20 protein-coding genes and 1 tRNA gene are annotated in these 23,203 nt (G+C 38.2%); 5 read left to right on the forward strand and 16 right to left on the reverse strand.

The window, feature by feature from the left end; all coding sequences use genetic code 11:
- The first annotated feature begins 4 nt into the window (after window positions 1-4).
- The gene (locus tag LQ227_RS05015; protein WP_230148503.1) at window positions 5-1,654 is read left to right on the forward strand and encodes a protein-disulfide reductase DsbD; all 1,650 of its coding nucleotides are present in this window, start codon (window positions 5-7) and stop codon (window positions 1,652-1,654) included.
- A 373-nt stretch (window positions 1,655-2,027) separates the two neighbouring features.
- Here LQ227_RS05015 and LQ227_RS05020 read toward each other — a convergent pair whose 3' ends face one another.
- The 9 genes from LQ227_RS05020 to LQ227_RS05060 all read right to left on the reverse strand — a co-directional run bounded on the left by LQ227_RS05020 (window position 2,028) and on the right by LQ227_RS05060 (window position 7,467).
- The gene (locus tag LQ227_RS05020) at window positions 2,028-2,426 is read right to left on the reverse strand and encodes a hypothetical protein (RefSeq protein WP_230146608.1); all 399 of its coding nucleotides are present in this window, start codon (window positions 2,424-2,426) and stop codon (window positions 2,028-2,030) included.
- A gap of 39 nt (window positions 2,427-2,465) precedes the next feature.
- Window positions 2,466-2,747 carry a hypothetical protein gene (locus LQ227_RS05025; protein ID WP_230148504.1) on the reverse strand — a complete coding sequence of 94 codons (282 nt, stop codon included), beginning with the start codon at window positions 2,745-2,747 and terminating at the stop codon, window positions 2,466-2,468.
- 162 nt (window positions 2,748-2,909) lie between these two features.
- Complete coding sequence (locus LQ227_RS05030) at window positions 2,910-3,107, reverse strand: hypothetical protein (RefSeq protein WP_230145672.1); 198 nt, start codon at window positions 3,105-3,107, stop codon at window positions 2,910-2,912.
- 625 nt (window positions 3,108-3,732) lie between these two features.
- Window positions 3,733-4,377 (reverse strand): hypothetical protein, encoded by a 645-nt coding sequence (locus LQ227_RS05035; RefSeq protein WP_230145674.1) that lies wholly within the window; start codon window positions 4,375-4,377, stop codon window positions 3,733-3,735.
- Window positions 4,378-4,438: 61 nt separating this feature from the next.
- Complete coding sequence (locus LQ227_RS05040) at window positions 4,439-5,095, reverse strand: hypothetical protein (RefSeq protein ID WP_230145675.1); 657 nt, start codon at window positions 5,093-5,095, stop codon at window positions 4,439-4,441.
- 569 nt (window positions 5,096-5,664) lie between these two features.
- Window positions 5,665-5,738 (reverse strand) — tRNA-Ala (locus tag LQ227_RS05045).
- Between the two features lie 114 nt (window positions 5,739-5,852).
- The gene (locus LQ227_RS05050) at window positions 5,853-6,059 is read right to left on the reverse strand and encodes a hypothetical protein (RefSeq protein ID WP_230148506.1); all 207 of its coding nucleotides are present in this window, start codon (window positions 6,057-6,059) and stop codon (window positions 5,853-5,855) included.
- Window positions 6,060-6,130: 71 nt separating this feature from the next.
- Window positions 6,131-6,775: a chloramphenicol acetyltransferase gene (locus LQ227_RS05055; protein WP_230145679.1), complete on the reverse strand. Its 645-nt coding sequence runs from the start codon at window positions 6,773-6,775 to the stop codon at window positions 6,131-6,133.
- Window positions 6,772-7,467, reverse strand: coding sequence for an HAD family hydrolase (locus LQ227_RS05060; RefSeq protein WP_230145681.1), 696 nt, complete (start codon window positions 7,465-7,467; stop codon window positions 6,772-6,774). The genes LQ227_RS05055 and LQ227_RS05060 overlap by 4 nt, the downstream gene beginning before the upstream one ends.
- Window positions 7,468-7,545: 78 nt before the next feature.
- Here LQ227_RS05060 and LQ227_RS05065 point away from each other — a divergent pair, with 78 nt between their 5' ends.
- From LQ227_RS05065 to LQ227_RS05080, 4 genes are all read left to right on the forward strand, one after another.
- Window positions 7,546-8,187, forward strand: a complete 642-nt coding sequence (locus LQ227_RS05065) for a Crp/Fnr family transcriptional regulator (protein WP_230145683.1) — start codon at window positions 7,546-7,548, stop codon at window positions 8,185-8,187.
- Window positions 8,188-8,510: 323 nt separating this feature from the next.
- A complete protein-coding gene (locus LQ227_RS05070; protein WP_230148508.1) occupies window positions 8,511-9,119 on the forward strand; it encodes a hypothetical protein in 609 nt (202 codons plus the stop codon).
- Window positions 9,120-9,263: 144 nt separating this feature from the next.
- Window positions 9,264-9,923, forward strand: coding sequence for a hypothetical protein (locus tag LQ227_RS05075; RefSeq protein ID WP_230145685.1), 660 nt, complete (start codon window positions 9,264-9,266; stop codon window positions 9,921-9,923).
- Between the two features lie 148 nt (window positions 9,924-10,071).
- On the forward strand, window positions 10,072-10,698 hold the full coding sequence (locus LQ227_RS05080) for a carbonic anhydrase (RefSeq protein WP_230145687.1): 627 nt from the start codon (window positions 10,072-10,074) through the stop codon (window positions 10,696-10,698).
- Window positions 10,699-10,865: 167 nt separating this feature from the next.
- On the opposite strand, the gene LQ227_RS05085 is transcribed toward LQ227_RS05080, so the two are convergent.
- The 7 genes from LQ227_RS05085 to LQ227_RS05115 form a co-directional block, all read right to left on the reverse strand.
- Window positions 10,866-11,630 carry an SDR family NAD(P)-dependent oxidoreductase gene (locus LQ227_RS05085; RefSeq protein ID WP_230148510.1) on the reverse strand — a complete coding sequence of 255 codons (765 nt, stop codon included), beginning with the start codon at window positions 11,628-11,630 and terminating at the stop codon, window positions 10,866-10,868.
- Between the two features lie 81 nt (window positions 11,631-11,711).
- On the reverse strand, window positions 11,712-12,551 hold the full coding sequence (gene kduI, locus LQ227_RS05090; RefSeq protein ID WP_230145690.1) for a 5-dehydro-4-deoxy-D-glucuronate isomerase: 840 nt from the start codon (window positions 12,549-12,551) through the stop codon (window positions 11,712-11,714).
- Window positions 12,552-12,637: 86 nt separating this feature from the next.
- Window positions 12,638-13,861, reverse strand: a complete 1,224-nt coding sequence (locus LQ227_RS05095) for a DUF2264 domain-containing protein (RefSeq protein ID WP_230148512.1) — start codon at window positions 13,859-13,861, stop codon at window positions 12,638-12,640.
- A 373-nt stretch (window positions 13,862-14,234) separates the two neighbouring features.
- The gene (locus LQ227_RS05100) at window positions 14,235-15,419 is read right to left on the reverse strand and encodes a glycoside hydrolase family 88 protein (RefSeq protein WP_230148514.1); all 1,185 of its coding nucleotides are present in this window, start codon (window positions 15,417-15,419) and stop codon (window positions 14,235-14,237) included.
- Window positions 15,420-15,436: 17 nt separating this feature from the next.
- Window positions 15,437-17,554 (reverse strand): polysaccharide lyase 8 family protein, encoded by a 2,118-nt coding sequence (locus LQ227_RS05105; protein WP_230148516.1) that lies wholly within the window; start codon window positions 17,552-17,554, stop codon window positions 15,437-15,439.
- Window positions 17,555-17,854: 300 nt separating this feature from the next.
- Window positions 17,855-19,615 (reverse strand): RagB/SusD family nutrient uptake outer membrane protein, encoded by a 1,761-nt coding sequence (locus tag LQ227_RS05110; RefSeq protein WP_230145696.1) that lies wholly within the window; start codon window positions 19,613-19,615, stop codon window positions 17,855-17,857.
- Between the two features lie 18 nt (window positions 19,616-19,633).
- Complete coding sequence (locus tag LQ227_RS05115) at window positions 19,634-22,933, reverse strand: TonB-dependent receptor (RefSeq protein WP_230145697.1); 3,300 nt, start codon at window positions 22,931-22,933, stop codon at window positions 19,634-19,636.
- Window positions 22,934-23,203 lie beyond the last annotated feature (270 nt).

Raw genomic sequence — 23,203 nt, forward strand, 5'->3', positions numbered from 1 at the left:
GCATATGATATCCTTAAAGAAAATCTGTCTCGGTTTGCTGTTCTGTTGCGCAATATCCTTAAGTGGATATGCACAGGACAGCACAAATACCGAAGAGCTGACTTTTACAGAGATTAAGCCAGAAGCGGTTGACAGCACAATTAAAGCAACTGATACTGTTGCTAAAATAGCTGCTCCTGCTGTTACTCAAAAAACTATTGCCCAACCGAAAGAAGAACAAAAAACCTTGTGGGGAATTTTTATTGCAGGTTTTGTTGGCGGTTTAGCAGCTTTGCTGATGCCCTGTATCTTCCCCATGCTGCCCCTTACGGTAAGTTTTTTTACTAAAGGATCAGAAAAAGGAAAGGCCTTTCGGCGTGCGGCACTCTATGGCTTTTTCATTATCCTTATTTATGTGGTGCTTGGGCTTTTGGTAACGGTAATTTTTGGTGCCGATGCCCTGAACAGCCTGTCTACCAACGGTATTTTTAACTTTTTTTTCTTCTTATTGCTGGTTGTTTTTGCAGCTTCGTTTTTAGGGGCATTCGAAATTACCCTGCCCTCTTCCTGGGTAAATAAAATGGATGCCAATTCTGATAGAGGCGGCATTGCAGGATTGTTTTTCATGGCCGGAACTTTGGCCCTGGTATCTTTCTCCTGCACAGGCCCCATTATAGGCACGCTACTGGTGCAGGCAGCCACAACAGGGGCTATATTAGGCCCTGCAATAGGCATGTTCGGTTTTTCTCTGGCCCTGGCCATTCCTTTTGCACTGTTTGCACTTTTTCCATCGGCAATGAACAAACTGCCGAAATCTGGCGGTTGGCTAAACAGTGTTAAGGTTGTGCTCGGTTTTCTTGAACTCGCTTTTGCGTTAAAATTCTTAAGCAATGTAGATCTGGCCTACCACTGGGAGTGGTTTGACAGGGAAATATTCTTAAGCCTGTGGATTGTTATTTTCGGGATGATGGGCATGTATCTTTTAGGCAAACTGAAGTTTTCCCATGATAGTCCGCTGGCTTTTATCTCCGTACCGAGGCTTTTTCTGGCAACAATAGTTCTTGCCTTTACCGTTTACTTAATCCCTGGCATGTGGGGCGCACCGTTACGCAGTGTATCGGCTTTTCTTCCGCCACAGGAAACACAAGATTTTGACCTTTATACTGCTGGATTACTTGCAGGAAAACAAACGTCAACAAATGATGGCCCACATAAATATGCGGATAAGTTCCATGCACCATTAAAGCTGAATGCCTATTTCGATTATAGCGAAGGTTTAACTGCAGCCAAAAAACTAAACAAACCCGTACTGATTGATTTTACTGGCCATGCCTGCGTAAACTGTAGAAAAATGGAAGCTAATGTTTGGCCAGACAAGGATGTGTACAAAATGATCAACGATGATTATGTACTGATCCAGTTATATGTAGATGATAAATCGGAACTGGCACCAGCTGATGTAGTAATTACACCCGAGGGAAGAAAACTCAATACCATTGGTAAAAAATGGAGTGATCTGCAGGCCAGGAAATTCCAGTCTAACTCACAGCCTTTTTATGTACTGCTCGATCCCAAAACAGAAGCAATACTGGGACAACCACAGGGTGCAGATTATGATATAACAAATTATAAAAAATTCTTAGAAAACGGGGTAAACGCTTTTCATAATAAATAAAAACATACTGGTCATTGTAGAAGTATGGCCAGCAGTTAGTGATAGTTAAGACGACGATCTGGGCATTGCCGGATGGCATGCCCATTTTCACCACCAGATGCGTGTGATAAGAAACACACCTATCCCACCTTAATACCTAACCATAAAACTTAAAATTTTTGTTGCCGCTATATTACTTTTACATCCTTTTTTTCCTGTCTTCATTCTTAATCCCATCTTTTCCTTAAAACCTAGCTCTAGAAAGCCGCGAGCTCCTGCTTAGACAATGCAAAAGGAGCATGTAAATAGCGAACCGATTAAACACACGATACACCTGCAAGGGGATTGTTTGAATAGGCGGTAGCAAAACGCTACAACCAGACGTATTCGGAAACTATCCTCTTATGTAAAGTGTCAAAAAGAAGAAGACTAAGGGAAATATAACCACACATAATGTTATAAAAATACTATTTCTTCTCTCCTTTTCAGATTCATTTTCAAATTCATTCATGATCGAATCATGTAGTCTTTCTTTTTGCATCAAATACTTAAAAATGAAGTATAATGGAAAAAACAACAATAATGGCCACAGATACATAATTGTTCCAGCCTTAGCTACAGGAAAAGTGAATAGTCCCTTTCCAAAAAATATTTTCATGACATTAAATAGCCCAAAAGCCATAAAAACCATTATTGCAAATATTACACAAAATATAGATACTAATGGAATTGACCTATCATTGTCATAGTATTTATAGAGCCTAAAATATATATGTCGTATCTCTTTTTTCATTATTTGTCATTTTAATAATCTGCGATCATATCACCAGGATTATAACCCATGGCATCCATTATTCCATACGCCAAAGATACGATTAACCTTAAGCGCTAGTTGAGCAATTGATAAGCCCAGCTTCGCTCCATCTGCAAAGGTCATTTTAGAAAGCCCTTTTTGATATATATTATTAACATCATTTTTAAGGGCAGCTACACCGAGTACCTTTCCAGGGACACCTAAATATTTCCCAGCCTTTTCTGCAACTTCTCGAGTTGTCGGATCCTTTGCAAAGGTAGCTATACCAGAGGTAATAGTTTCCACAGCTCCTGCTCCCAAAGATGTCCCATCTAAAATCTGTTTACTGGGTCGACTGATTCTGAGATTGCTTAAACTTGAACTCCTAAAGAAATAACAAAGCCCAACATTTCTGCTAGGCTTTGGATCTTATATTGATAGTAAAGTATTAAAAATCATTAAGCATCTAATTTGAAATAATTGCTATTTCTTTACAAGCCTCTTTGAAAGTAAAACAACTGAAAGTAAAGTAAAAGCTAAAATTATAGCCCATTTCGCCAAGAACCACTCAGTATCTTTAGGAATTTTATGACCTGAACCATAAATAGCACCCCAGTATAATAAATCCAAACATAAAAAGCCTATTACAACAATTTTCAAAACTAAAATAATTACTTTCATATCAATTCATCTTTATAGTGCCCGAAAACCCTTGCTTTAACAACAATCCAATCATTAACGACACCCGATTATTCGACATCCCTCTGAAATTCAATTCTTCATTTTTTTTTAAATTTAACATCTTTTCCTGCCATTAGCCGGGTAACTATTCCCGCGGATCTTGTAAGATTTGAAGCATCATCAGTTGACCCAAACATACCTTTAAATAAAGTTTGTTTAACGGATGACCAATTTGAACCAAAATGCTCATGAGTTGTCATTCCTCCATGTACTATTGCGTCTTGCAAAGTATGAATACCCTACTCAAATTTCCCTAGATCTTTACCTCCATCAGAACTAAATATATTATCCCATCCAAATTTTAATCCTCTGGCTGTTGCTTGTTCTCATGTCATTCCACTTTCAGCTTCTTTATCACTCATCATAGAATGTCAAACATTATTTTTTTTCCAATTGGGAATCTTTAGTTTTATTATAATTTATTCCAGAGCGATAAGGATGGACTTTTGTTGCGAGTGGATGCCACATAAAATCAGCAAATCTTATCGATTAGTAGGATGATCAGCATATGTACTTGAATAATGTGCCATCTCATCTGCTTCTTTTTTTGTGAATCCAAGTGCTATTAAAGCCTAGAAGATATCCCATCAAAGAAGTTGACCTGATAATTTTTATTTTTCAATTTCTTATCGTACTCCAGGTCAAAAATCAAAGAAGGACTAATCAATTTACCCTCAACTATAAAGATAGGCTGCCGTTGTTTGACTCCTTTGATAGATGTGTTTAAATACTTCCATGTGCCGGTATTAGATTTATTTATCAAAAATTCCCCACAAGTCGCAATTATAGGGATTCTGAGTTCCCATAATTGTGCTTTATCCAAAGTACTCAAAAATTCATCGATCCGCTTTAGTTCATCCATTCTTTCAAATGCAATTTTAGATGTAAAACGCTTAATAAAAGTATTAATATATTCATCCTTGTGTTCAATAAAATTCTCATCATCTATTGGATAAATAGCAGTAGTGACATAAGTTTTTTCTGATTGTGACAACGCAATAAAACTCTCAAAATCAATAAGATTTTGGAATAAGTAATACTTAACGCCAATCACATCATAGATAACTCTGCCATCAAGGAGCTGATAGTAACAACTACCAGACTTTCCAACAGTAATACCCTTAACCTCAGGCCCTAAACTCAACATCTCCGATTTGGTTTTTTTCGAGATGCTACTGTACCTTATTCCAATACTATTTTGGCTTTTCATAATTTGTGCCTTAGAATTAAAAAAACAACATTAGTATAACTTAGCTTAACTCTTATGACTACTATATATTAATATCTATTTTCCATAATCGGTTTACATTACTATAATCATCTGTTACCACTACAGTCTCATTATCCATCCATTTATAGGTAAAATAATAAACCGATTCTCCTTTAGCTAAACTTTCATTAATTAACAAAACCCGCTTTATCTCTTCCTCATTTCTGTCTTTAAGAATCCAAAAAACTTTAAGTTCGTTAAGACCCCATTCACACCAAAGCCCAAATTTATATTTTCTACTTGGAGAGTTTTTAAATTTACCCTGAACCAGAAATGAATAATCTAAATTAGCAGCCCTACAAGAGTTGAATGCATCTAACAGCGGATCTGAATCCCATCCTTCTTTACCTGCAATTGCCATCATACCTCTATGAACGATCTCAAGCAACATTTCCTTTTTATGATAGTCGCTTTTATCAAAATATTCTTCAAAAGCAAATGACATATTAATTCCTTTGCAATCATTCCAGTTAGTATATTTATTTACTTCATCGCCCCAGTCGTCACTCACCTGAATAAAACATTTCTTAACTTTTCCAACATCATAGTTTTTTAAAAAGGACCAGTACAGTTCTGAAATACACCAGCTTTGAGTATTAAATATTGGCGCATGTTTATGCTGATATCTAGTTCTTAGGTCGATTTGTGATAATGACATGTTATTTCTTCGGTTGTGGTCTAACTTGGTTAACAGGCCCGCTTCCTCCGTTGAGGATTGATTCCATAAACTGTAGGGTCATTATAATATTTTGTTCTATTTTTTTGTGCAACTCTTGGAGATGTTCCATTTACATTTAATTTCTGTCCACTTAATCCGTACTCCAAAATTTCGTCAGTCAACTCCTTGCCACTACAAAGTATTATCATTCTACATATCAAGCTATTGCGTTTACCGAAGAGGTATTTACAAACAAGCAAAGCCTAACTTTGCTGCCAGGCTTTGCTACAATTCTATTCATTTCTCACACGCCACAGGCGTGCACCAGCATGAGGAAATTTTAGCTAATATTGATAGATAGTTTTGTTCATTTGTATAATTGCACTGTAAGGGCTGAGCGCCTTACTTGCGGCGAAAGCCAGATCGCATGCTGTGCCACATTCATATTCGTTCAATCACTTTAAATGTATTTATTTAAGATATCAATCGTGCTTATTTCGTGCTGAAAAACCACCATTTCAAAGCACAAAAAAGCCCTTAAATTAAATTTAAGGGCTTAATTATAAGGGTGGAGAATATCGGATTCGAACCGATCACCTCTTCACTGCCAGCGAAGCGCTCTAGCCAAATGAGCTAATCCCCCAATTTTAATATTACTAATAATTAAATAATCATTCGGTAATTGAAACAAGCTTCCTGCCTGAGCAGCAAAAATAGCAAATACTTTCTCGAATGCAAATCATAATTCATTTTTTAATTAATCTTTAGGTTTAAAAGCAAACATGGCCATTAAACAGATTACCGCAAAAACCGATTGCATAGGATAATTAATGAACAGAAAAAGTACAAATGTGGCAATAAGTAACGGCACAAAAAACATAATGGCCTTAAAAACGGTATCCATATAACACATGGCTACAATAGCTAAAAGATAAAAAGGAATAATAACGGCAGCTATAAACATCACCGAAAATAAATTCCTAATATTAACCGAACATTAAATATCCTTTAGGTTTAATTCCTTAAAGGTTTAGGCTAAATATACGCGCTAACCTCTTTTTTGTTTAATAGCTCCTGATAGGCATCTACAAACTGCGCAACGTTATAACCATCCATCAAAGCATGGTTTACATGTATGGAAACCGACATTATTTTTCTTCCGTTTTCATCCCTAACCTTGCCAAAAGATATTTTGGGGCAGCTATCCTGATAAGCAAAATTGCGGGCATGTGATAAGGATGTGAAGTTCAACCAGGGTAATGCCGAATAGTGGATCACATTTTCACCTGATGAGGAAGGGATTAAACCCGTGCTGGCCTGTACCTTTTCGATCTCCTTATTGGCTGATGTTCTAAAATCTTCAAAATCCCTGTAGAAATCCATATAGCCAAATCCGAATGTGCCATTTGGTCTGTTGATGGTAGCTGCAGCATTCACGCTATCGTATTTCCAAACTTCGCCATCAATAATGCGGTAACTAAAAGGCTCTACCTGATTTGCAGCAACCAGCGATTTGTGCAGATAAAGCAGGAAAAAAGAAACTTGATGTTCTTTTGCTTCTTCGTAGGTAGCGGTACAGTCTACTTCTACGGTTACGCCAAAGAAAGGTTCGTCAAAGGCGCTAAAAAATTTAAAATGATCTTTTCTGATCCAGGTATTTATATCTATTTTTTCTTTCATTCAATTAATTTTGGTAAAACCTCAGATAGATTTTCCATCTGATAAAAATTTACATGTTCAATGGTATGATCGATACTTTCATGTACCCATGTGGTATGGAAGGGGATGTGAACGGCATGTCCGCCAATATTCAGTACTGGTAAAACATCCGATTTTAAGGAGTTGCCCAGCATTAAAAACTCCTCAGGTTTACAATCCAGGTGTTTGATCAGTTTTTGATAATCTTTTTCCTGTTTATCGCTCATAATTTCAATATGGTGAAAATAGTGATCGAGTCCTGATTTGGTGAGTTTGCGCTGTTGATCGAGCAGGTCGCCTTTCGTCGCAACCACTAATCTGTATTTTCCGTGCAGGGCTTTAAGTACCTCTTCTACCCCATCAAGCAATTCAACTGGTTTATTGAGCATTTCCTGTCCTAGTGTTATCGCTTTACTAATCACAATAGGGTCTATTTTACCTTCAGTTATCCTCAAAACTGTTTCGATCATACTCAAAACAAAACCTTTAATCCCGTAGCCGTAAAGTGGCAAATTGGCTATCTCAGTTTTGTAAAGTTCGGCCAGAATGCTATGATGAGGCATAAAATCTTCTAAAAGACCTGCAAACTGTTCTTCCGTTTCGCGGAAATATGGTTCGTTTACCCAAAGGGTATCATCAGCATCAAAAGCAATTACGGTAATTTGATTTTTCATTGTTATGCTTACTTTTAATGCGACAAAAGTAACGCAACCAAGACTGCTAAAAAAGGACATTTGTCCTGACTGAAAAATATGCTACGGACCAATCTTACTTTCTTATCCTTTATCGAACGTTTCTGTACCGAAAGTGAAGGGGGAACCATTACACTTAAAAACTTTAAAGCGGGCTATAGATTTATTGAACAGGGAGAAAAAATCAGCAATATCTACATTATTAAAGAAGGAATAAGCAAGTGTTTCATCTCTGAGGAAAACGGCAAGGACTTTATTATCGAATTTTTAGGCAAAGGTGAAGTGGTTGGCGAACTAGAAGCTTTAAAAAAGATTTATTGTTTGTGCAACGTAGCCGCAATAAGTGATGTTACAGCCTATGTTATCCCTGACCATTTATTCCTTTCCCTGATCAATAAAAGTAGTGAATTTACTACAATCTTACTCCAGGAACTGTCTACCAGAATTATACAAACCAGTACACGGGCATCCTTCCAACAACTATATACCTTGGAATATGCACTTTTAAAATTGCTCAAACTACAGGCCGATGAGCATATCTCCATCTCAAAAGAAGACATGGCTGCCTACCTGGGCATCTCCGTAAGAAGCTTTAACAGAAGCTTAAAGCATGTGATAGATAAAGGTGGTTTTGACACGCCCGAATTTAAAAACATCCTACAGCTAAACAACATGAAAACGCTGCTGGAAAGATTAAAATAGTCAACGTATTTGTGGTATAATTATTGCTCAAGGGCTATTAAAAAAAATTTAACTGTAACGTTTCAGTCTTTTGATTCGTTTAAGTAATTGAAATTTAAAAAAACGCATCCGCCGAAAATAATGCCACACAAAAAAACACATATACAAATGAAAAACGACAACCGCCAATTCACCTTAAGATTTCCAAGTTAATCGAATATTGAAGAGCCGAATCTATTTAAAATGGATCACTCTACAATATAATGATATCCTTACTATCATTTAATAAAGCCTATGGCAATTGCCCATTTGCGATAATTGATTTCAGCTAATCTTAATTAAACATGAGTGCTTATATAAACATCTACACCAATTCATTAACAGACGATCTTATCCCAACAATTTTAAAACGTTTAAATGAGCATGAAAATGTTCTGGATATTAACTCCTCTTTTTCATTTAGAAACCCGAATGGAAGCTTGCCTATCGTTTTTAAATGGGACAAACCCAGTTTGGAAATATTTAACGAGAATAACCTAAAACTAAACTTTGGCGTATCCCTTAAATCATTCGACCTTAAGGAATACAAGAAAAAGCTCTTTAAAGACAAAATCATCAAGCAGAGTTTTGTACAAAAGATATTGGGATTATTTAAAAAGAAAAAAAGAAAGGTTGCAAAACCTATAAAACTGAGCGCAGAGGTTGAAGCTCAGCTTCAAAATTACAACAAAGTATTTTCTTTAAAATATCATTCTGGCGATGTTTTCGAAAACCATTTTGCAACCTTAATTGGTGCAATTATTACCGAGCTAACCAATGGCGTTTGTCATTTTACCCAAGAAAACATGTGGTATGATGCTAAAAATGTATTAAGAGAATCGTTGGTTAACTTATATACGCTTGAAGAACTGCCTAACCACATTAACAAGAATGCGGTAGCTGTTGCCAGTTAAAAACATTTTTAAAGTCAATGTTAATCCGCGTTAAACAATAACGGTGATTGATATTGGCTTTTATTTTTCTTCAGATAAATTTAATCGAGACTATAAAAAATCAGATTAAATGGAATATATTCGAACAGATTAACTGCTCGATAAATGAATACATTTGAAGAAACCGGTGGCGTTAGAATAGGCGGTTTTAAGGCAACCTGGCCTTTTGCCACATTAAAAGTAAGCGAATTTAAACTCGAACTTAATGCATCTATCAGGGGCAATTTCGTTTTTAAACGCTCAGATATTATCGCCATTACTCCCCATACTTCTATATTAGGTAGTTCAATCAGGATTACCCACCGAGTTGAAAAATACAATAAAGACATCTTCTTTACCTTTCTGGGAAATGCAGAGGAGCGGGTGGCAGAGATCACACAAACGGGTTTTCTTAATGATACCGAACCTACCCCAAGTTACATTGAGCAGGAGATCAGCCAGCTTCAGGCTCAAACTGGTTTCCCGATTAAAATTCCAGTTGCCGTAGGTATAGTGGTAATCTGGAACTTACTCTTCCTATCCGATTTTTTCAACGTATTTTACACCAGAAAAGAGACAGAAATATTTGGTATTGGTGTTGGCTTAGCGCTTGCTTTCGTATTTTTAATCTGCGTATCATTGCTCACTTCAGACGTAGCCAGACAACTGATATTAAAGAATGGTGGCAGTACCGCTGGCATTAAACCTTTTTTATTTTTCACCGCCTTTATTACATTTATACTATTTATAGCTGGTTTCCTTCCACAATACCTTTCAAACCACTAAACATTTAACAGAAAAAGTTGTTAGTTAAGCTAACGAAAGAGAAGAAGAAGAACTTACCGAAATGAGAGAATCTTTTTTTAGTTTTATGGCGCAATAAATGCCAATTTATCAATACAACATATCCCAAAATTCTATTTAAAGCAAAAGCATGAATGTAGAAGAAGTTTTTAAGAACAACGAAAAATGGATCGCCGAAAAACTGGCCATCAACCCTGATTATTTCACTGAATTATCGAAAGGCCAAAGCCCTGAGTTTTTGTACATCGGCTGTTCAGATAGTCGCGTTACTGCAGAAGATTTAATGGGTATACAACCAGGGCAGGCTTTTGTGCACCGAAATGTGGCCAACCTGGTAAACAACGTGGATCTGAGTGTGATGACGGTTTTAAATTACGCCGTTCGCCATTTAAAAGTTAACCATATTGTGGTTTGCGGCCATTACAATTGTGGAGGCGTTAAAGCAGCCATGCAGCCTGCAGATTTGGGCATATTAAACCCCTGGTTAAGAAACATCCGCGATGTATACCGTATCCATAAAGACGAACTAAATGCCATTGAAGATGAAAGTCTTCGTTATAACAGATTGGTAGAGCTTAATGTTCAGGAGCAATGTGTAAACCTGTTAAAAACAGCAGCAGTTCAGGAAGCTATTTCTGATCGCGGATTAACCGTTCACGGCTGGGTATTTGATATCCATACTGGAAAGTTAATTGACTTGAAGATCGATTTCGAAAAGATTTTGAAAGATATTAAAGAGATTTATAACCTTTATTAACAGCCAGGCGCTTGGCGCTGAGCGTTTAGAGTCCAAAGTGAATAAAAAAACCAGCAGGTTATTTAAAATAAAGAAGTCAAGTTTTCAAAACTTGACTTCTTTGGTATAACCCTCACAGGTTTTATCGTCTTAAATAATCAACTAAAGACTCCAGACTAAGGACTAACCTATCGTCCCATCCAACCGCCATCAACGGTTAAAATTGTTCCGTGAACATAATCGCTGGAAGGTGAGGCCAAAAATAAAGTTGGTCCTTTAAAATCTTCTGGCGTTCCCCATCTTCCGGCAGGGATACGCGATAAAATAGAAGTGCTTCTATCCTGATCTTCACGTAAAGCAGAAGTATTATCGGTTGCAATATAACCAGGTGCAATGGCATTTACATTTACGCCTTTTGAAGCCCACTCGTTTGCGAAAGCTTTGGTTAAAGATGCGATTGCACCTTTACTTGCTGCATAACCAGGAACCGTAATTCCACCTTGGAACGACAGTAAGGATGCCGTAAAAATCACTTTTCCGCTTCCTCTTGCAATCATTTCCCTTCCGATTTCTCGGGTTAAAATAAATGGTGCAGTTTGGTTTACCGCAATTACTTCGTCCCAATACTCATCCGAATGTTCAGCAATCGGCTGACGTAAAATAGTTCCGGCATTATTGACCAAAATATCGATAACGGGATGATCGGCCTTTACCTGCGCAGCAAAAGCCAGGGTATTTTCACGTTTACCAAAATCGCACTGGTAAGCATAAAACTTTCTACCCAGTGCTAAAACTTCTTTTTCTATAGTGCTACCTTGTAATTCAAGACTGGCAGAAACACCGATAATATCGGCACCGGCTTCGGCCAAAGCTAAAGCCATTGCTTTTCCTATTCCTCTTTTACAACCGGTAACTAATGCAGTTTTACCTGCTAAATTAAATATGTTAGACATGTTCTTTATTCTATGATGCATTTAAAATCGCTCCATTTCGCTACCGATGAAAAATCAGCGCTGTAGTTGCGATGATGTAGTTTATTTCAATTCGGTGATGGCACAGTGATCCATATCACCATAATCTAAATTCTCGCCAGCCATACCCCAAATAAAGGTATAGTTGCTTGTACCTGCACCTGAGTGAATAGACCAGTTTGGCGAGATTACCGCCTGATCACTCTGCATCCAAATGTGACGGGTTTCCTGTGGCTGGCCCATAAAATGGCAAACACTCTGCCCTTTTGGAACTTCGAAATAGAAATAAGCTTCCATCCTCCTATCATGTGTATGCGCAGGCATGGTATTCCAGACACTGCCCGATTTTAACTCGGTCATACCCATTTGCAACTGGCAGGTTGGCAAAACACTATTCACCAATAACTTATTTATAATCCTATGGTTTGCGGTTTCAGGTGTCCCCAATTCTACAATCTCCGCTTCAGCTTTGCTTACTTTTTTGTTAGGATAAGTGTGGTGTGCAGGGGCAGAATTGATGTACAATTTAGCTGCCTCACCTGGCGCGGCAGATTCAAAAAACACTTCTTTTGTACCCTTACCAATGTATAAAGCCTCTTTATAATCCAATTCGTATTTTTCGCCGTCAGCAGTAACGATTGCTTTTCCACCAACATTGATAATACCCAGTTCCCTACGCTCTAAAAAGTAGGTCGCTTTTAAATCATCAGGGTTTGGAAGTGCTATTTTCTGATCAACAGGCATTGCACCCCCAACAATATATCTGTCAAAATGAGATAAGGTTAGGTTTACCTGGTTGGCCTCAAATACGTTTTCGATCAGGAAATTATCCCGCAAAGCTGCGGTATCCATTTGTTTAACTTCTTTAGGGCTTTGCGCGTAACGGCTTTCGAATTTGTTCATTGGTTAAAAATTGAGTTTTGCGATAAGGCCTGAACCGATATCAGATCCTATCCGCAAATATATTTATACGATACTTATTATTTGTATTAATACTCAACTTTATAATCCTTTTTTATGGTTTCTCCGCTCCAGGCTTTTAAACTGGTCCATGGTGCGGGTGCATCTGTCCAAAATTTATTGTTGGCAGGTAAACCCAAGGTTAAAAAGCCCAGCGTGGCCATGTATAAACTCCCGGTAGAAGTATAGGTATCAGCCACTTCTGGTTGATGACCGTTAAAGCCAAGCACCAACCATCCTTTATCATCAAAATTCTGGTTTCCATCGTACAGCTTATGCATTACCGCGGTTAAGCCGCCACGAACTTGCGATGGCTTTACATATTCTGGCAGTTTTTCCATTAGCGCTGTTTGTGCCAGGGCCTGAAAGGCTGCTGTACGGTAAGTGATCGAACGGCCATAGGCAGGATAAGTACCTTCAGGTGAAATAATTCTTTCCAGGTATTCAGAATAACGTACCATTCTTTTCAAGGCTATATCATAATCAGCCTGCGAGGCTCTTTTCTTATCGACCAATACCTTTAAAAGATCAACCAGCATGGGATGAATCACATAAGAATTGTAATAATCCATGCTAAATTTTTCGCCATCACTGTACCAGCTATCGCCTACATACCATTCCTTCATTTTATTAATTGAGAATTGAACACGGGCAGGATCGTACTGCTCGCCAATGCTCAATAAAAACCCTTCAGTTAAGCCCGAAAACAATAACCAGTTATTGTAGGCACCACTTCTGGTGCGCAGCGATTTAAATTCTTCTATAAATCTTTTTTTGGTGATTTCATCAAGCGGCTCCCAGAGTGCTTTTGGTGCACGCAAAAAAGCATGTGCAACATAAGCAGCATCAACAATAGGCTGATTTTCGGAGCGGTAACTGATATAATCAGGACTTGCAGGATTTACCGAATTGGCCAGCGCTTTTAAAAGCTCGGTACGCATGGTTTTTCTAAGCTTACCTTCAGCAGAGTTGTCATTAGGTAAAGCCAACCATGGTGCAACTCCTGCAATGGTACGGCCCAGGGCTTCGAGATACGTAACTTTGGCTACGTTTAAGCCATAGCCTGGGGCTTTTTCTAGCGGCATGTTCTTTTTTAAAGTTTCGTTTGCCAAATTATGGATTACTGGATAGGCAATACGGTTTAAGGTTTTAACCCAAAAAGCACGGTCTTCGGCACCTGTTGTAGGTTTCTTTTGTGCGTTTGCGAACTGAGAAAAAATCAGCAGGGCAGAAAAAATCAGTTTATATTTCATTATCATTATATATGTGAGTGTGATGGCTCACTCGGGTTATTTTTAATTATTTGGAGAGCAGGTTTCTGTGCTACGATTCAGGTTTCTTCCCGTTTTACGTTTTACTTCTCCCGATGAAAAATCGGGCTCGTGTCACTTTAATCGGGTCTAGATGGCACGGTAAGCATTACAATTATTGGCAGTCCTTGCACAAGCCCTAGTTCATAAACCCGGCAGTAGCGACAGCCTCCGATTCTTCATCGGAACTATAGCGAATAACGGGACTGCTGTTTCCCAAGCACTGCCGAACGCTCGTTTCCAAATAAAACAAAAATTCAATACCTGCTGGTCAATTCAAAACAGCTATTCCGCTTAAACCTTTATTTAATATTTTCTATAAATACCATTTTTTATACCTGGCCAATGCTTCCAAATAATAATAATCGGCATAAATTAAAGGTACATCTATTTCGCTGTTTAATGGATAAGCGCCTGTGCTGTGCATCAACAAAAAGCCACCGTTTTCACCTAATTTAGCATGATAAGCACTGCTCGAAAGCGAATAGATCATGGTTTCGGCTGCAGATTTGAATGCTGTTTTTTCGCTCCCTGAAGTATACTGACCAAGCTCTAACAATGCCGAAGCCATCAGTGCGCCTGCAGAAGCATCGCGTTTGGCAAATGGAATCCCCTGTGCATCGAAATCCCAGAAAGGAATTTTATCGGCAGGTAAATTTGGATGGTTCAATATAAAGTGCGCAATACCCTTGGCCTGTTTTAAATAGACCGGATCTTTGGTAAATCGGTACATCATAGTATAGCCATACAAAGCCCAACCCTGTCCACGCGACCACGCCGAACAGTCTGCTGCGCCCTGCCACGTTGCCTTCCTAATTACCGCTCCTGTTTGAGGGTTATAATCTACTACATGGAAAGAACTGAAATCTAGGCGGAAATGATTTTTTAAAGTAGTATTGGCATGGATAACCGAAATTTCTTTATACTTTTTATCTCCTCCATTATCACTTGCCCAGTTCATCATTTCCAGGTTCATCATATTATCAATAATTACAGGACACTCCCACATTTTACTTTTATTCCACGATTGGATAGATTTTACAACAGGGCGGTAACGCGTAGCCAAAGATTCCGCCGAACGCTGAATCACAGCCTTATATTCTGCTTTGCCGGTTAAACGGTAAGCATTGCCAAAACTGCAGTACATCATAAAACCTAAATCGTGGTTTCCGGTATAAGTTTGGTTCGGTTCTATCACTTTTAAGGCTGCTTCTGCCTCTCGCTTAATGTTCTGATCTTTAGTTTGTTCGTATATGTACCACAAACTGCCCGAATAAAAACCGCTGCACCACCATTTAATATCGTAGTTGATAGGTTTACCTTTGTCGAAACTTTGAGGTGTTTTACCTTCTGGTATATTTTTAGCGAGTACTTTATATTGGCCGACTGCAAATTTAAATTCATCATTAATTAACTGAGCCATTGGCTTCTTGGTGGTTTGGGCAAAGGAAACTGAACTGCCAAGCATCACCAATGCGACAGCGAAATTGATTTTTTTCATAATTTAATAGATGTGTATTATTCTTTTATTTTAAAACTTGCTGTAGCACCTGCAAAAGCACCATTTGGCAAATTACAATTTATACTTTTTGACATCGATAATCCTGGCAGCTTTAACAACACACTTATAGTTGCATTTTCCTGTGCGGGATCTGCGATATATAACGTAGGGTTTTTACCGTTTAAATCTTTAATGTAAACCGTACACGGCTGATCTACCTGAAGAGAAAGGCCATTGGCAACCAGTGTTCCCGCTTTATAAAAAACGGCCTGCAACATATCCAGTCCGGTATGTTTTACAGCTTGCAGTTCATCTGTATTTTTTAATACCTGTATCATCGATCGGTTGTATTTTTTTAAACCCGCAGCGTCAATTCTTGGCACAACAATATACTGATAGCTGGCATTCTGAGGATTTTTGCCATGATTTAACCAAATCTTAAATACATTATGTTTGAGTTCGGTTTTACCTTGAAAATGATTGATGCGGTACCAGTTTCCGGTTTGGGGATTATTGCTGATTTCTAAATTCCCACCCTGTGGAAAAATATACCCAATACTATCATGAAGTGCCCAAACTTCGCTCTCGCCTTTAGCCTGTGTTCCATTTGATGAAATTACATTCCCCCTAGACCAAGCCTGATTAACAGTTGTGGTAATATTTTCTTCCGAATCGCTCCTAATCCCGGCACCTAAACAAACCACTTCCTGATCGAAAAAGAACCATGCTTTTTTTGCTTGAACACTATCATAGTTTAAATCGTAACATGAAACGCCATAAACACCATCACTAACGCCCCCCACAAATTTGGTGGTACCTGGAATTCCCCAGTCACTTTTAATAGTTGCACCATTATCATCGGCATAATCTCTACTGGTGGTTCCAGGGATTTTATCCCATTCCCAAACAGGCATCAGGTTGGCATATTCCGATCCGCTACGCTGGATATTGGTTGCCCCATCGGGGAGAAATTTCCCCAATATGTTTTCATTATTACCGCGTTCTGTCCGTAAAGTTCTCGTTGATGCCGTTTGCACACTAAAAGTATAATCGGGGCGAAGGTGCAGGGTATAGCCGCTTTTCCAAAACTGGTTATGGCTAGACAAAATTTTATAACTGGGCAGTTCCGCCCCCGAGGTCCGTTTAACCGAAGCATCCCAATATGCGGCATTTTCGGGATCGAAAAGTTTAATTTTATTTACCATACCGCCCAGCCCGCTGCTCAAAGAGTCTTTGCGGCTAATCCCTCGTCCACGCACATTAAAATCGTAAAACGATCCTCTTATGGTTTTTAAGAAAGTATTTTTAAGGTAATTGACCAAAATAGCCAACTGATCTTTCGGCAAAGCATATGCTGTTTCCCGTAAATAGAAAGCAGCATTAACCGAATTTCCGGCAAACACCTTTCCATAGCTGGCAATAGCCTGCTGTTTTCCGTGCTGGTAATAACTCCCATCAACCTGAACGCCTTCTTTTCCTTCGGTTATGGCAATAGGTTCGAACAGGTATTTTGCAGCAGAATCGAGCGTTGCCTTATTCTGTGTTAAACAAGCCCGGTATAAATAATGTAATGCTTCATCAGAGGTGTTGGCACCATCACCAACTCTTAATTTTCTGATCATCCTTTTGATCAATGCATTTTCTAGCGCTGGTGGAAGTCCTGCCTTTGCGCTGCGCATTAAAATTAAGGTTTGCCCGATTGCTTGTGGATAAAAAATATCGTTGTACCACCAATTCTTGTTCTTCGGGTTTTTATCCAGCCAGTTCTGTAAAGATTTAACAATGGCACTATGCAGCTCGGCGTTATTATAAAGTTTGTTCGACGGGCGAATATAAACTGTCGCCATGTCTTTGATCCGTTTTAACGGATCATATTGCACATCGGCATAATTAACATCCTGCCAACTTCCATCGGCATTTAGATTTTTAAGATGATTGCCAACCTCTTCGGCCAATGCCTTATCTTTAACAAAAGTCTGTAAATCGTTATTTATACGTTGCAGAATGACATTATAAGGTTCGTTTTGAGCTTTTACTGTCACATTCAACAGCATGAGGCCTCCCAGCAGGAATCCAAATCTAACTTTTCGCTGAGCCTTTATCTTATTGTTTGTTTTTTCAATTATGGCAAACATGTTTATTTTTTATTAAGCAAACCAGTTTAGGTATTCGCAATAAAGAATTGGCAAAAAGCAATTCAAATTTGATTTTTCACTTCATTTTAAAAAGCCACCAAGCTAGGCAAGGTGGCCCCAAACTAACGATACTAACCATTTATTTATCAGATTGAACTGATGTCTCTTTATTTTGTTACCAACCTGGATTTTGGATCAACGCTAGTATTCTGCATTGAGCAAAGTAAGGAGCTGTAGAAATCCTGAGTCCAAAAAGGGCCGCTATCCTAATAACGGCCTAAAACTAATCCCACCAAATATCTAATTTATCCAACCTGCGTTTTGAGTCAGGTTAGGGTTTCTTTCTATCTCTACCGCCGGAATTGCCCAATTGTAAAGATAATCACCTTTAAATGAGTAAGCATATACAACCTTGCCCCAAGCCTGTTTTACGCCGTTACCTGCATAAAAAACCTTGTCTTTCCAGCTTTTCCATCTCATTTCGTCGAAAAAGTTAATACCCTCATTAGGAAATTCTACTCTTCTTTCGTTACGGATTCTTTCTCTTAAATCAGTTTGACTTGATACAAATGTTGGCAATGCTGCATTTGTATTTTGAAGTAAAGCTACGCCAGCACGAGTTCTTACTTCATTTACTTTTGCAGTGGCTTCAGCAGTTAAACCTTGTTCGTTAAGCGCTTCCGCCCACATTAAAAGTACATCAGCATATCTGATTAAAACCAAGTCTGTGGGCCCATAATCTCTTGCGGGTGTTTCTGCTGTACCTTCATAAACATATTTTCTATATAAATAATAGAACAAACTTTGCGTATCTGTACGTAAATCTCCGTTTGTTGCTGCTTCAGCGCGATATGGCCATCTGGATGTTACAACTGCATTTGCACCACTAAATACACCAAGGTAAGTAGAATACGGCGTAATAACATTGGCTGCCAGCCTTGGGTCGCGGTTGGTGTAAGCTTTAAGCAAACGGGCTTCATTACCGGTTGGCAAATAAAGGCTCATTTTTGCGCCTCTTGTTGTTGCTGCCGTAATTTCTGCAGCTGTTAAGTTGTTTCTTAGAAAATAAACTTCTCGCTCCGCAACCGTTAAAGCAGAATAACCCGGAATTGCAATTTCCCAATCAAATTTAGAACCATCTGCATTTTCATACAGATCAACCAAATTTGGCGAAACATGGTAGGTGTTCCAACAAGATCCAAAAGAAGAACGTGTACCACAATAAAATTGGGTATCAGATCCAAAACCGGTTATAGCTATGTTCTGAATAGAAAATATCATTTCGCTTGATTGCTCATTTGCGGTTTTAAACAAATTGGAATAGTTGGCAAATAAGGTATAACCAGCGTCTTTAACTTTACTAAAATCTGCCGCGGCTAAATCCCATTTTTGCGTATATAAATAAGCTTTACCTCGTAATGCATAAGCTGCGCCTTTTGTAATGTGGCCATACTGTGCATTACCACTTACATATCTATCGGGCAAATTTGGTTCAGCTATGGCTGCATTAAGATCGCTAACTACCTGTGCCCAAACTTCTGCTTCAGTTGAACGTGCTTTTGTTGCATCGGCTGCAGTAAACGGTTCTAAATAAATTGGTACACCTTTATAAAGCTGGTTTAACCTTAAATAAAAATATGCCCTTAAAAACTTACATTCTGCAATGTATCTTGCCTTCTTTTCAGCAGATGAAGGAGATTTTAAAGGAATATTTTTAATCGCATCATTGGCCCTTTGAATCCCTTCATAAAGGTTTTGCCAATGTGAGCTAAAATATCCGTTTGATGCCGTAATTGTACCGGAAAGTAAAGATTCAGCACCAGATGTTTGTCCCGTAAAACCTAAAGCATCCATTTGGTAAAGCTCTAGCCCGGAAGCACCACCTGAGGTCCATCCGTATCTTAAAACTGCATAAACACCAGTTACACCCTGATCGGTTAGGTTATCACTCGTCCACATTGTTTCTGAGGCAATCTGCGAATATGGAGCGGTTTCAAGTAAATCTTTTTTACAACCAATAAGAATAACGGTTGTAAATATTATAGTTAAAATCTTTTTCATTTTCTTCTTTCTAAATCGTTAAAAAGTAACATTTAATCCAACAGAATATTGACGCATTGTAGGATAGCCAACACCAGCCCCAATTTCAGGATCTAAACCAGGGTAATTGGTTATGGTCCAAAGGTTTTCGCCAGATACATAAATCCTGGCCCTGCTGATTAAAGCTTTTTTCGAAATTTTTTCAGGAATGGTATAACCAATCTGTAAGTTTTTCAATTTCAGGTAGGAGGCGTTATACAAATAAAAATCGCTGGCTACTGCTGCATTCTGTGCATCGGTCGTGTTTTTTAATCGAGGATAGTGCGCCATAATATTGTTAGCAGGATCGCTTGGATTTGCATCGTTGTAATAATAATGGTCATTGGCAATTAATGTATTTACCGCGTTACCTAAGGATACGACAGAATTGTTATAACCTGTAGCATTCCAATAATACCACATGCCTGCACTTCCAGACCATAACATAGACATATCTACATTTTTATAAGAAAAGTTCATATTGAACCCGTAGTTATATCTTGGCGTTGATGATTTATTCAGGAACTGAGAATCAAAAGCATTGCCATATAAGCCATCGCCATTATTATCTGCATAGATTAAATCGCCGTAATAAATTTTAGTTTTACTTACGCCGCCAGTTGGCTGGAAAGTATATCCTGCTGCAATCATTGCATTTAACCAGGCCATATCATCAGGGGTACGGATCATACCGTCTCTTGGCCCGCCATTTACATCAACTTTTCCATCGGCAAAATAACTTCCGTTCCCTTTGTAAACAGTTTGAAGGTAATATTCATTGATTTCATGTCCTTCCAGAATTCTGTTAGTACTTCCACTGGAAACATTACCTAAATTAGAAGTATATACCCTGTTTCCCAACGCATCGGTTGTATAACCCGCATTGAGTGAACCTTTGTATTTAGAAACTCTGTTGAAGTTGTAAGCAAAATTTCCCGACACACCGTATTTGAAATCACCAACTTTGCCATTATACCCAAGTGTTAGCTCTAAACCTTTGTTAGATACTTCTGCAATATTTTGAGTGGCAGCTGTTGCGGTTCCTGTGGTTAATGGTATGGTTGGTGTAAACAAAATACCGTCAGTATATTTCTTGTACAAATCGATTTCGAAAGTCAGTGCACCTTTAAATAAGTTACCATCTAGGCCAATATTGGTGGTAGTAGTGGTTTCCCATTTCAAATCGTTGTTTGCAAACTTTGTTGACACTAAACCAGTTGACTGTAAGCCATTAAAAGAATAATTAGTAGCACCATATACCGCCTGATAATCATAATTACCTGAAGCATTGTTACCTGTTTTACCCCATGATACTCTTAGTTTTAGATTACCTACGTAATTGTTTAGGCCTTCCATAAAAGGCTCTTCCGAAATACGCCATCCCGCAGATAATGCAGGGAAGAAACCCCATCTGTTATCAGCTGAAAATCTTGATGAGCCATCATACCTAAAAACACCTTCTAATAAATACCTGTTTTTGAAAGCATAGTTTAAACGGCCAAAGTAAGAACGTAGCGCATAATCATATTCATCTCCTGATGCAGAAGTTAGTGTTGTTCCAGAACTCAGGGTTGTAATGGTCTCATCAATTAAACCTTTTTTGCTCGCACCAAAATTGTAATAGTTATAATAATATTGATTATAACCCGCCAAAACCCCAATGTCGTGCACTCTAGCAATTGTAGTTTTGTAATTTAAAATATTATCAATGGTATAAGCATAGTTTTTATTAAAACCATAATTTGTACTTAATTGATCGGGCGTTGCAGCAGCACTTTTTAAAATGTTAGAAGCAAAATTCCAGCGCTCATTAGTTATCGAATGGTTATTAAACTCTTCCTGGCGAGCCTGGTAATTGAACCTTGTTTCAAAATTTAATCCTTTTAAAATATCAAATCTTGCAAAAACTGTAGTATTAATGCGGGTTTCGTTATCATCACCTCCGGTACTGTATAAGTAGGAAGAAATATTATTTGCTGTTGAAGATTCTTCAGCAGCTGCCGGGAAACCATACTTACCATTATATACGGGATAAACGCCCGGCGTAGTTTGACGTAAGAAGTTAAATGCATTGTCTGTACTTGCCAAACCATAAGTTTGGTTAGAGGCAAAAGTTTGTGTACCGACAGTTAAGAAACTGGCAACTTTCGATTGCAAATTAATCCTCAGGTTATATTTATCCGAACCTGTATTTGCCATTGTACCGGGGTTGTTAATGTAAAATGCCGATAATAAGTACTGTGTATTTTCACTACCACCGTTTAATGAAATATTATGCTGTTGTGCAAAATTATTCTCAAAAATTTCTTTACCCCAATCCGTATTTGGATAAGCAACATAATTTGGAATTCCCTGTGTTGTGAAACCATCAGGATTAGCATTAGCTGTAGCCCATAATGCCATTGTTGCATCAGTATAAATTGGTGTTTGTCCCAGGTTTTTGTACCCCTCATTTACTAATTGCATATGGGTAATGTAATCGGTTACAAAGGTTGGCAAGTTTGCAGGCTTAGCTACTGAACCAATACCACTGTAAGTAACTGTAGTTTTCCCTTGTTTACCTTTTTTTGTGGTAATTAGTATTACACCATTAGCCGCTAAGGAGCCATAAATAGAGGCAGCAGCAGCATCTTTTAAAATAGAAACCGTTTCCACATCATTCGGGTTTACGGCATCCATGCTACCCACAATACCATCCACAATGATCAAAGCATTGTTGCTGTTTAATGTTCCTGTTCCGCGGATTCTGATCGTAGCACCGTCTGAACCAGGTTTACCTGAAGCCTGTCTAACCGAAACCCCCGAACTTAAACCTCCCAAAGAAGACGAAAGGTTGGTAACCGGACGGTTTTCAATTGATTTAGCATCTATTGTTGCCACCGAGCCAATAACGTTTACTTTCTTTTGTACACCATAGCCAACCACCACAACATCGTTCAAACTATTATTCTGATCTTGTAAGGTGACATTCAGACTTGTAGAATTACCAACAGTTTCTTCCTTTATATCGTAACCAATAAAAGAAAAGACAAGTACACTTTGTGACGAGGGCACTGTTATAGAAAATTTACCGTCGCCAGTGGTTAATACCGCCGTTGTAGTTCCTTTTACTTTTACACTTACTCCGGGCATTGTTCCTCCTTGAGCATCTTTTACTGTTCCTGAAATTTTTATAGATTGAGCAAAGGCTGTAAATGCCGTAAAACTCAAAAGCATTATTAGTGAGAATAGTTTTACCGGGTAGTAAAAACGGCTCAGTTTTGCTTCTCCAATTTTGAGATGTTTGTAAAGTTTATCCATTTTTTGTTTAGTTGATTAACATTGGTTTTCTTAATCGCAAAAAATTATGGGCATAACCTGTGGCTAACACCAGCTAGAATAATTCTGGCTACTATGAAAGGATATCGGCTTAAACGGTTTGGTTTTGCTTTAATATTTGGTTATTCAAAATTGTTGCTTTGGAGGCAAAGAGAGGGGATAAAATCCTAAACAAATAGGTATAAAATTCTAAAGAAAAGCAGAAAAAAGCATTAAATAGGGCAAATGAGCGGATAAAATCTTAAAATTGCC

The organism is Pedobacter sp. Bi27 (genome assembly GCF_918698255.1).
In the GTDB taxonomy this organism is placed as follows: domain Bacteria; phylum Bacteroidota; class Bacteroidia; order Sphingobacteriales; family Sphingobacteriaceae; genus Pedobacter.

Coding starts and splice junctions, on each gene's coding strand:
- LQ227_RS05015 (WP_230148503.1), top strand. CDS start 5: ATGATATCCTTAAAGAAAATCTGTCTCGGTTTGCTGTTCTGTTGCGCA.
- LQ227_RS05020 (WP_230146608.1), bottom strand. CDS start 2,426: ATGAAAAAAGAGATACGACATATATATTTTAGGCTCTATAAATACTAT.
- LQ227_RS05030 (WP_230145672.1), bottom strand. CDS start 3,107: ATGAAAGTAATTATTTTAGTTTTGAAAATTGTTGTAATAGGCTTTTTA.
- LQ227_RS05035 (WP_230145674.1), bottom strand. CDS start 4,377: ATGAAAAGCCAAAATAGTATTGGAATAAGGTACAGTAGCATCTCGAAA.
- LQ227_RS05040 (WP_230145675.1), bottom strand. CDS start 5,095: ATGTCATTATCACAAATCGACCTAAGAACTAGATATCAGCATAAACAT.
- LQ227_RS05050 (WP_230148506.1), bottom strand. CDS start 6,059: ATGTTTATAGCTGCCGTTATTATTCCTTTTTATCTTTTAGCTATTGTA.
- LQ227_RS05055 (WP_230145679.1), bottom strand. CDS start 6,775: ATGAAAGAAAAAATAGATATAAATACCTGGATCAGAAAAGATCATTTT.
- LQ227_RS05060 (WP_230145681.1), bottom strand. CDS start 7,467: ATGAAAAATCAAATTACCGTAATTGCTTTTGATGCTGATGATACCCTT.
- LQ227_RS05065 (WP_230145683.1), top strand. CDS start 7,546: ATGCTACGGACCAATCTTACTTTCTTATCCTTTATCGAACGTTTCTGT.
- LQ227_RS05070 (WP_230148508.1), top strand. CDS start 8,511: ATGAGTGCTTATATAAACATCTACACCAATTCATTAACAGACGATCTT.
- LQ227_RS05075 (WP_230145685.1), top strand. CDS start 9,264: ATGAATACATTTGAAGAAACCGGTGGCGTTAGAATAGGCGGTTTTAAG.
- LQ227_RS05080 (WP_230145687.1), top strand. CDS start 10,072: ATGAATGTAGAAGAAGTTTTTAAGAACAACGAAAAATGGATCGCCGAA.
- LQ227_RS05085 (WP_230148510.1), bottom strand. CDS start 11,630: ATGTCTAACATATTTAATTTAGCAGGTAAAACTGCATTAGTTACCGGT.
- kduI (WP_230145690.1), bottom strand. CDS start 12,551: ATGAACAAATTCGAAAGCCGTTACGCGCAAAGCCCTAAAGAAGTTAAA.
- LQ227_RS05095 (WP_230148512.1), bottom strand. CDS start 13,861: ATGAAATATAAACTGATTTTTTCTGCCCTGCTGATTTTTTCTCAGTTC.
- LQ227_RS05100 (WP_230148514.1), bottom strand. CDS start 15,419: ATGAAAAAAATCAATTTCGCTGTCGCATTGGTGATGCTTGGCAGTTCA.
- LQ227_RS05105 (WP_230148516.1), bottom strand. CDS start 17,554: ATGTTTGCCATAATTGAAAAAACAAACAATAAGATAAAGGCTCAGCGA.
- LQ227_RS05110 (WP_230145696.1), bottom strand. CDS start 19,615: ATGAAAAAGATTTTAACTATAATATTTACAACCGTTATTCTTATTGGT.
- LQ227_RS05115 (WP_230145697.1), bottom strand. CDS start 22,933: ATGGATAAACTTTACAAACATCTCAAAATTGGAGAAGCAAAACTGAGC.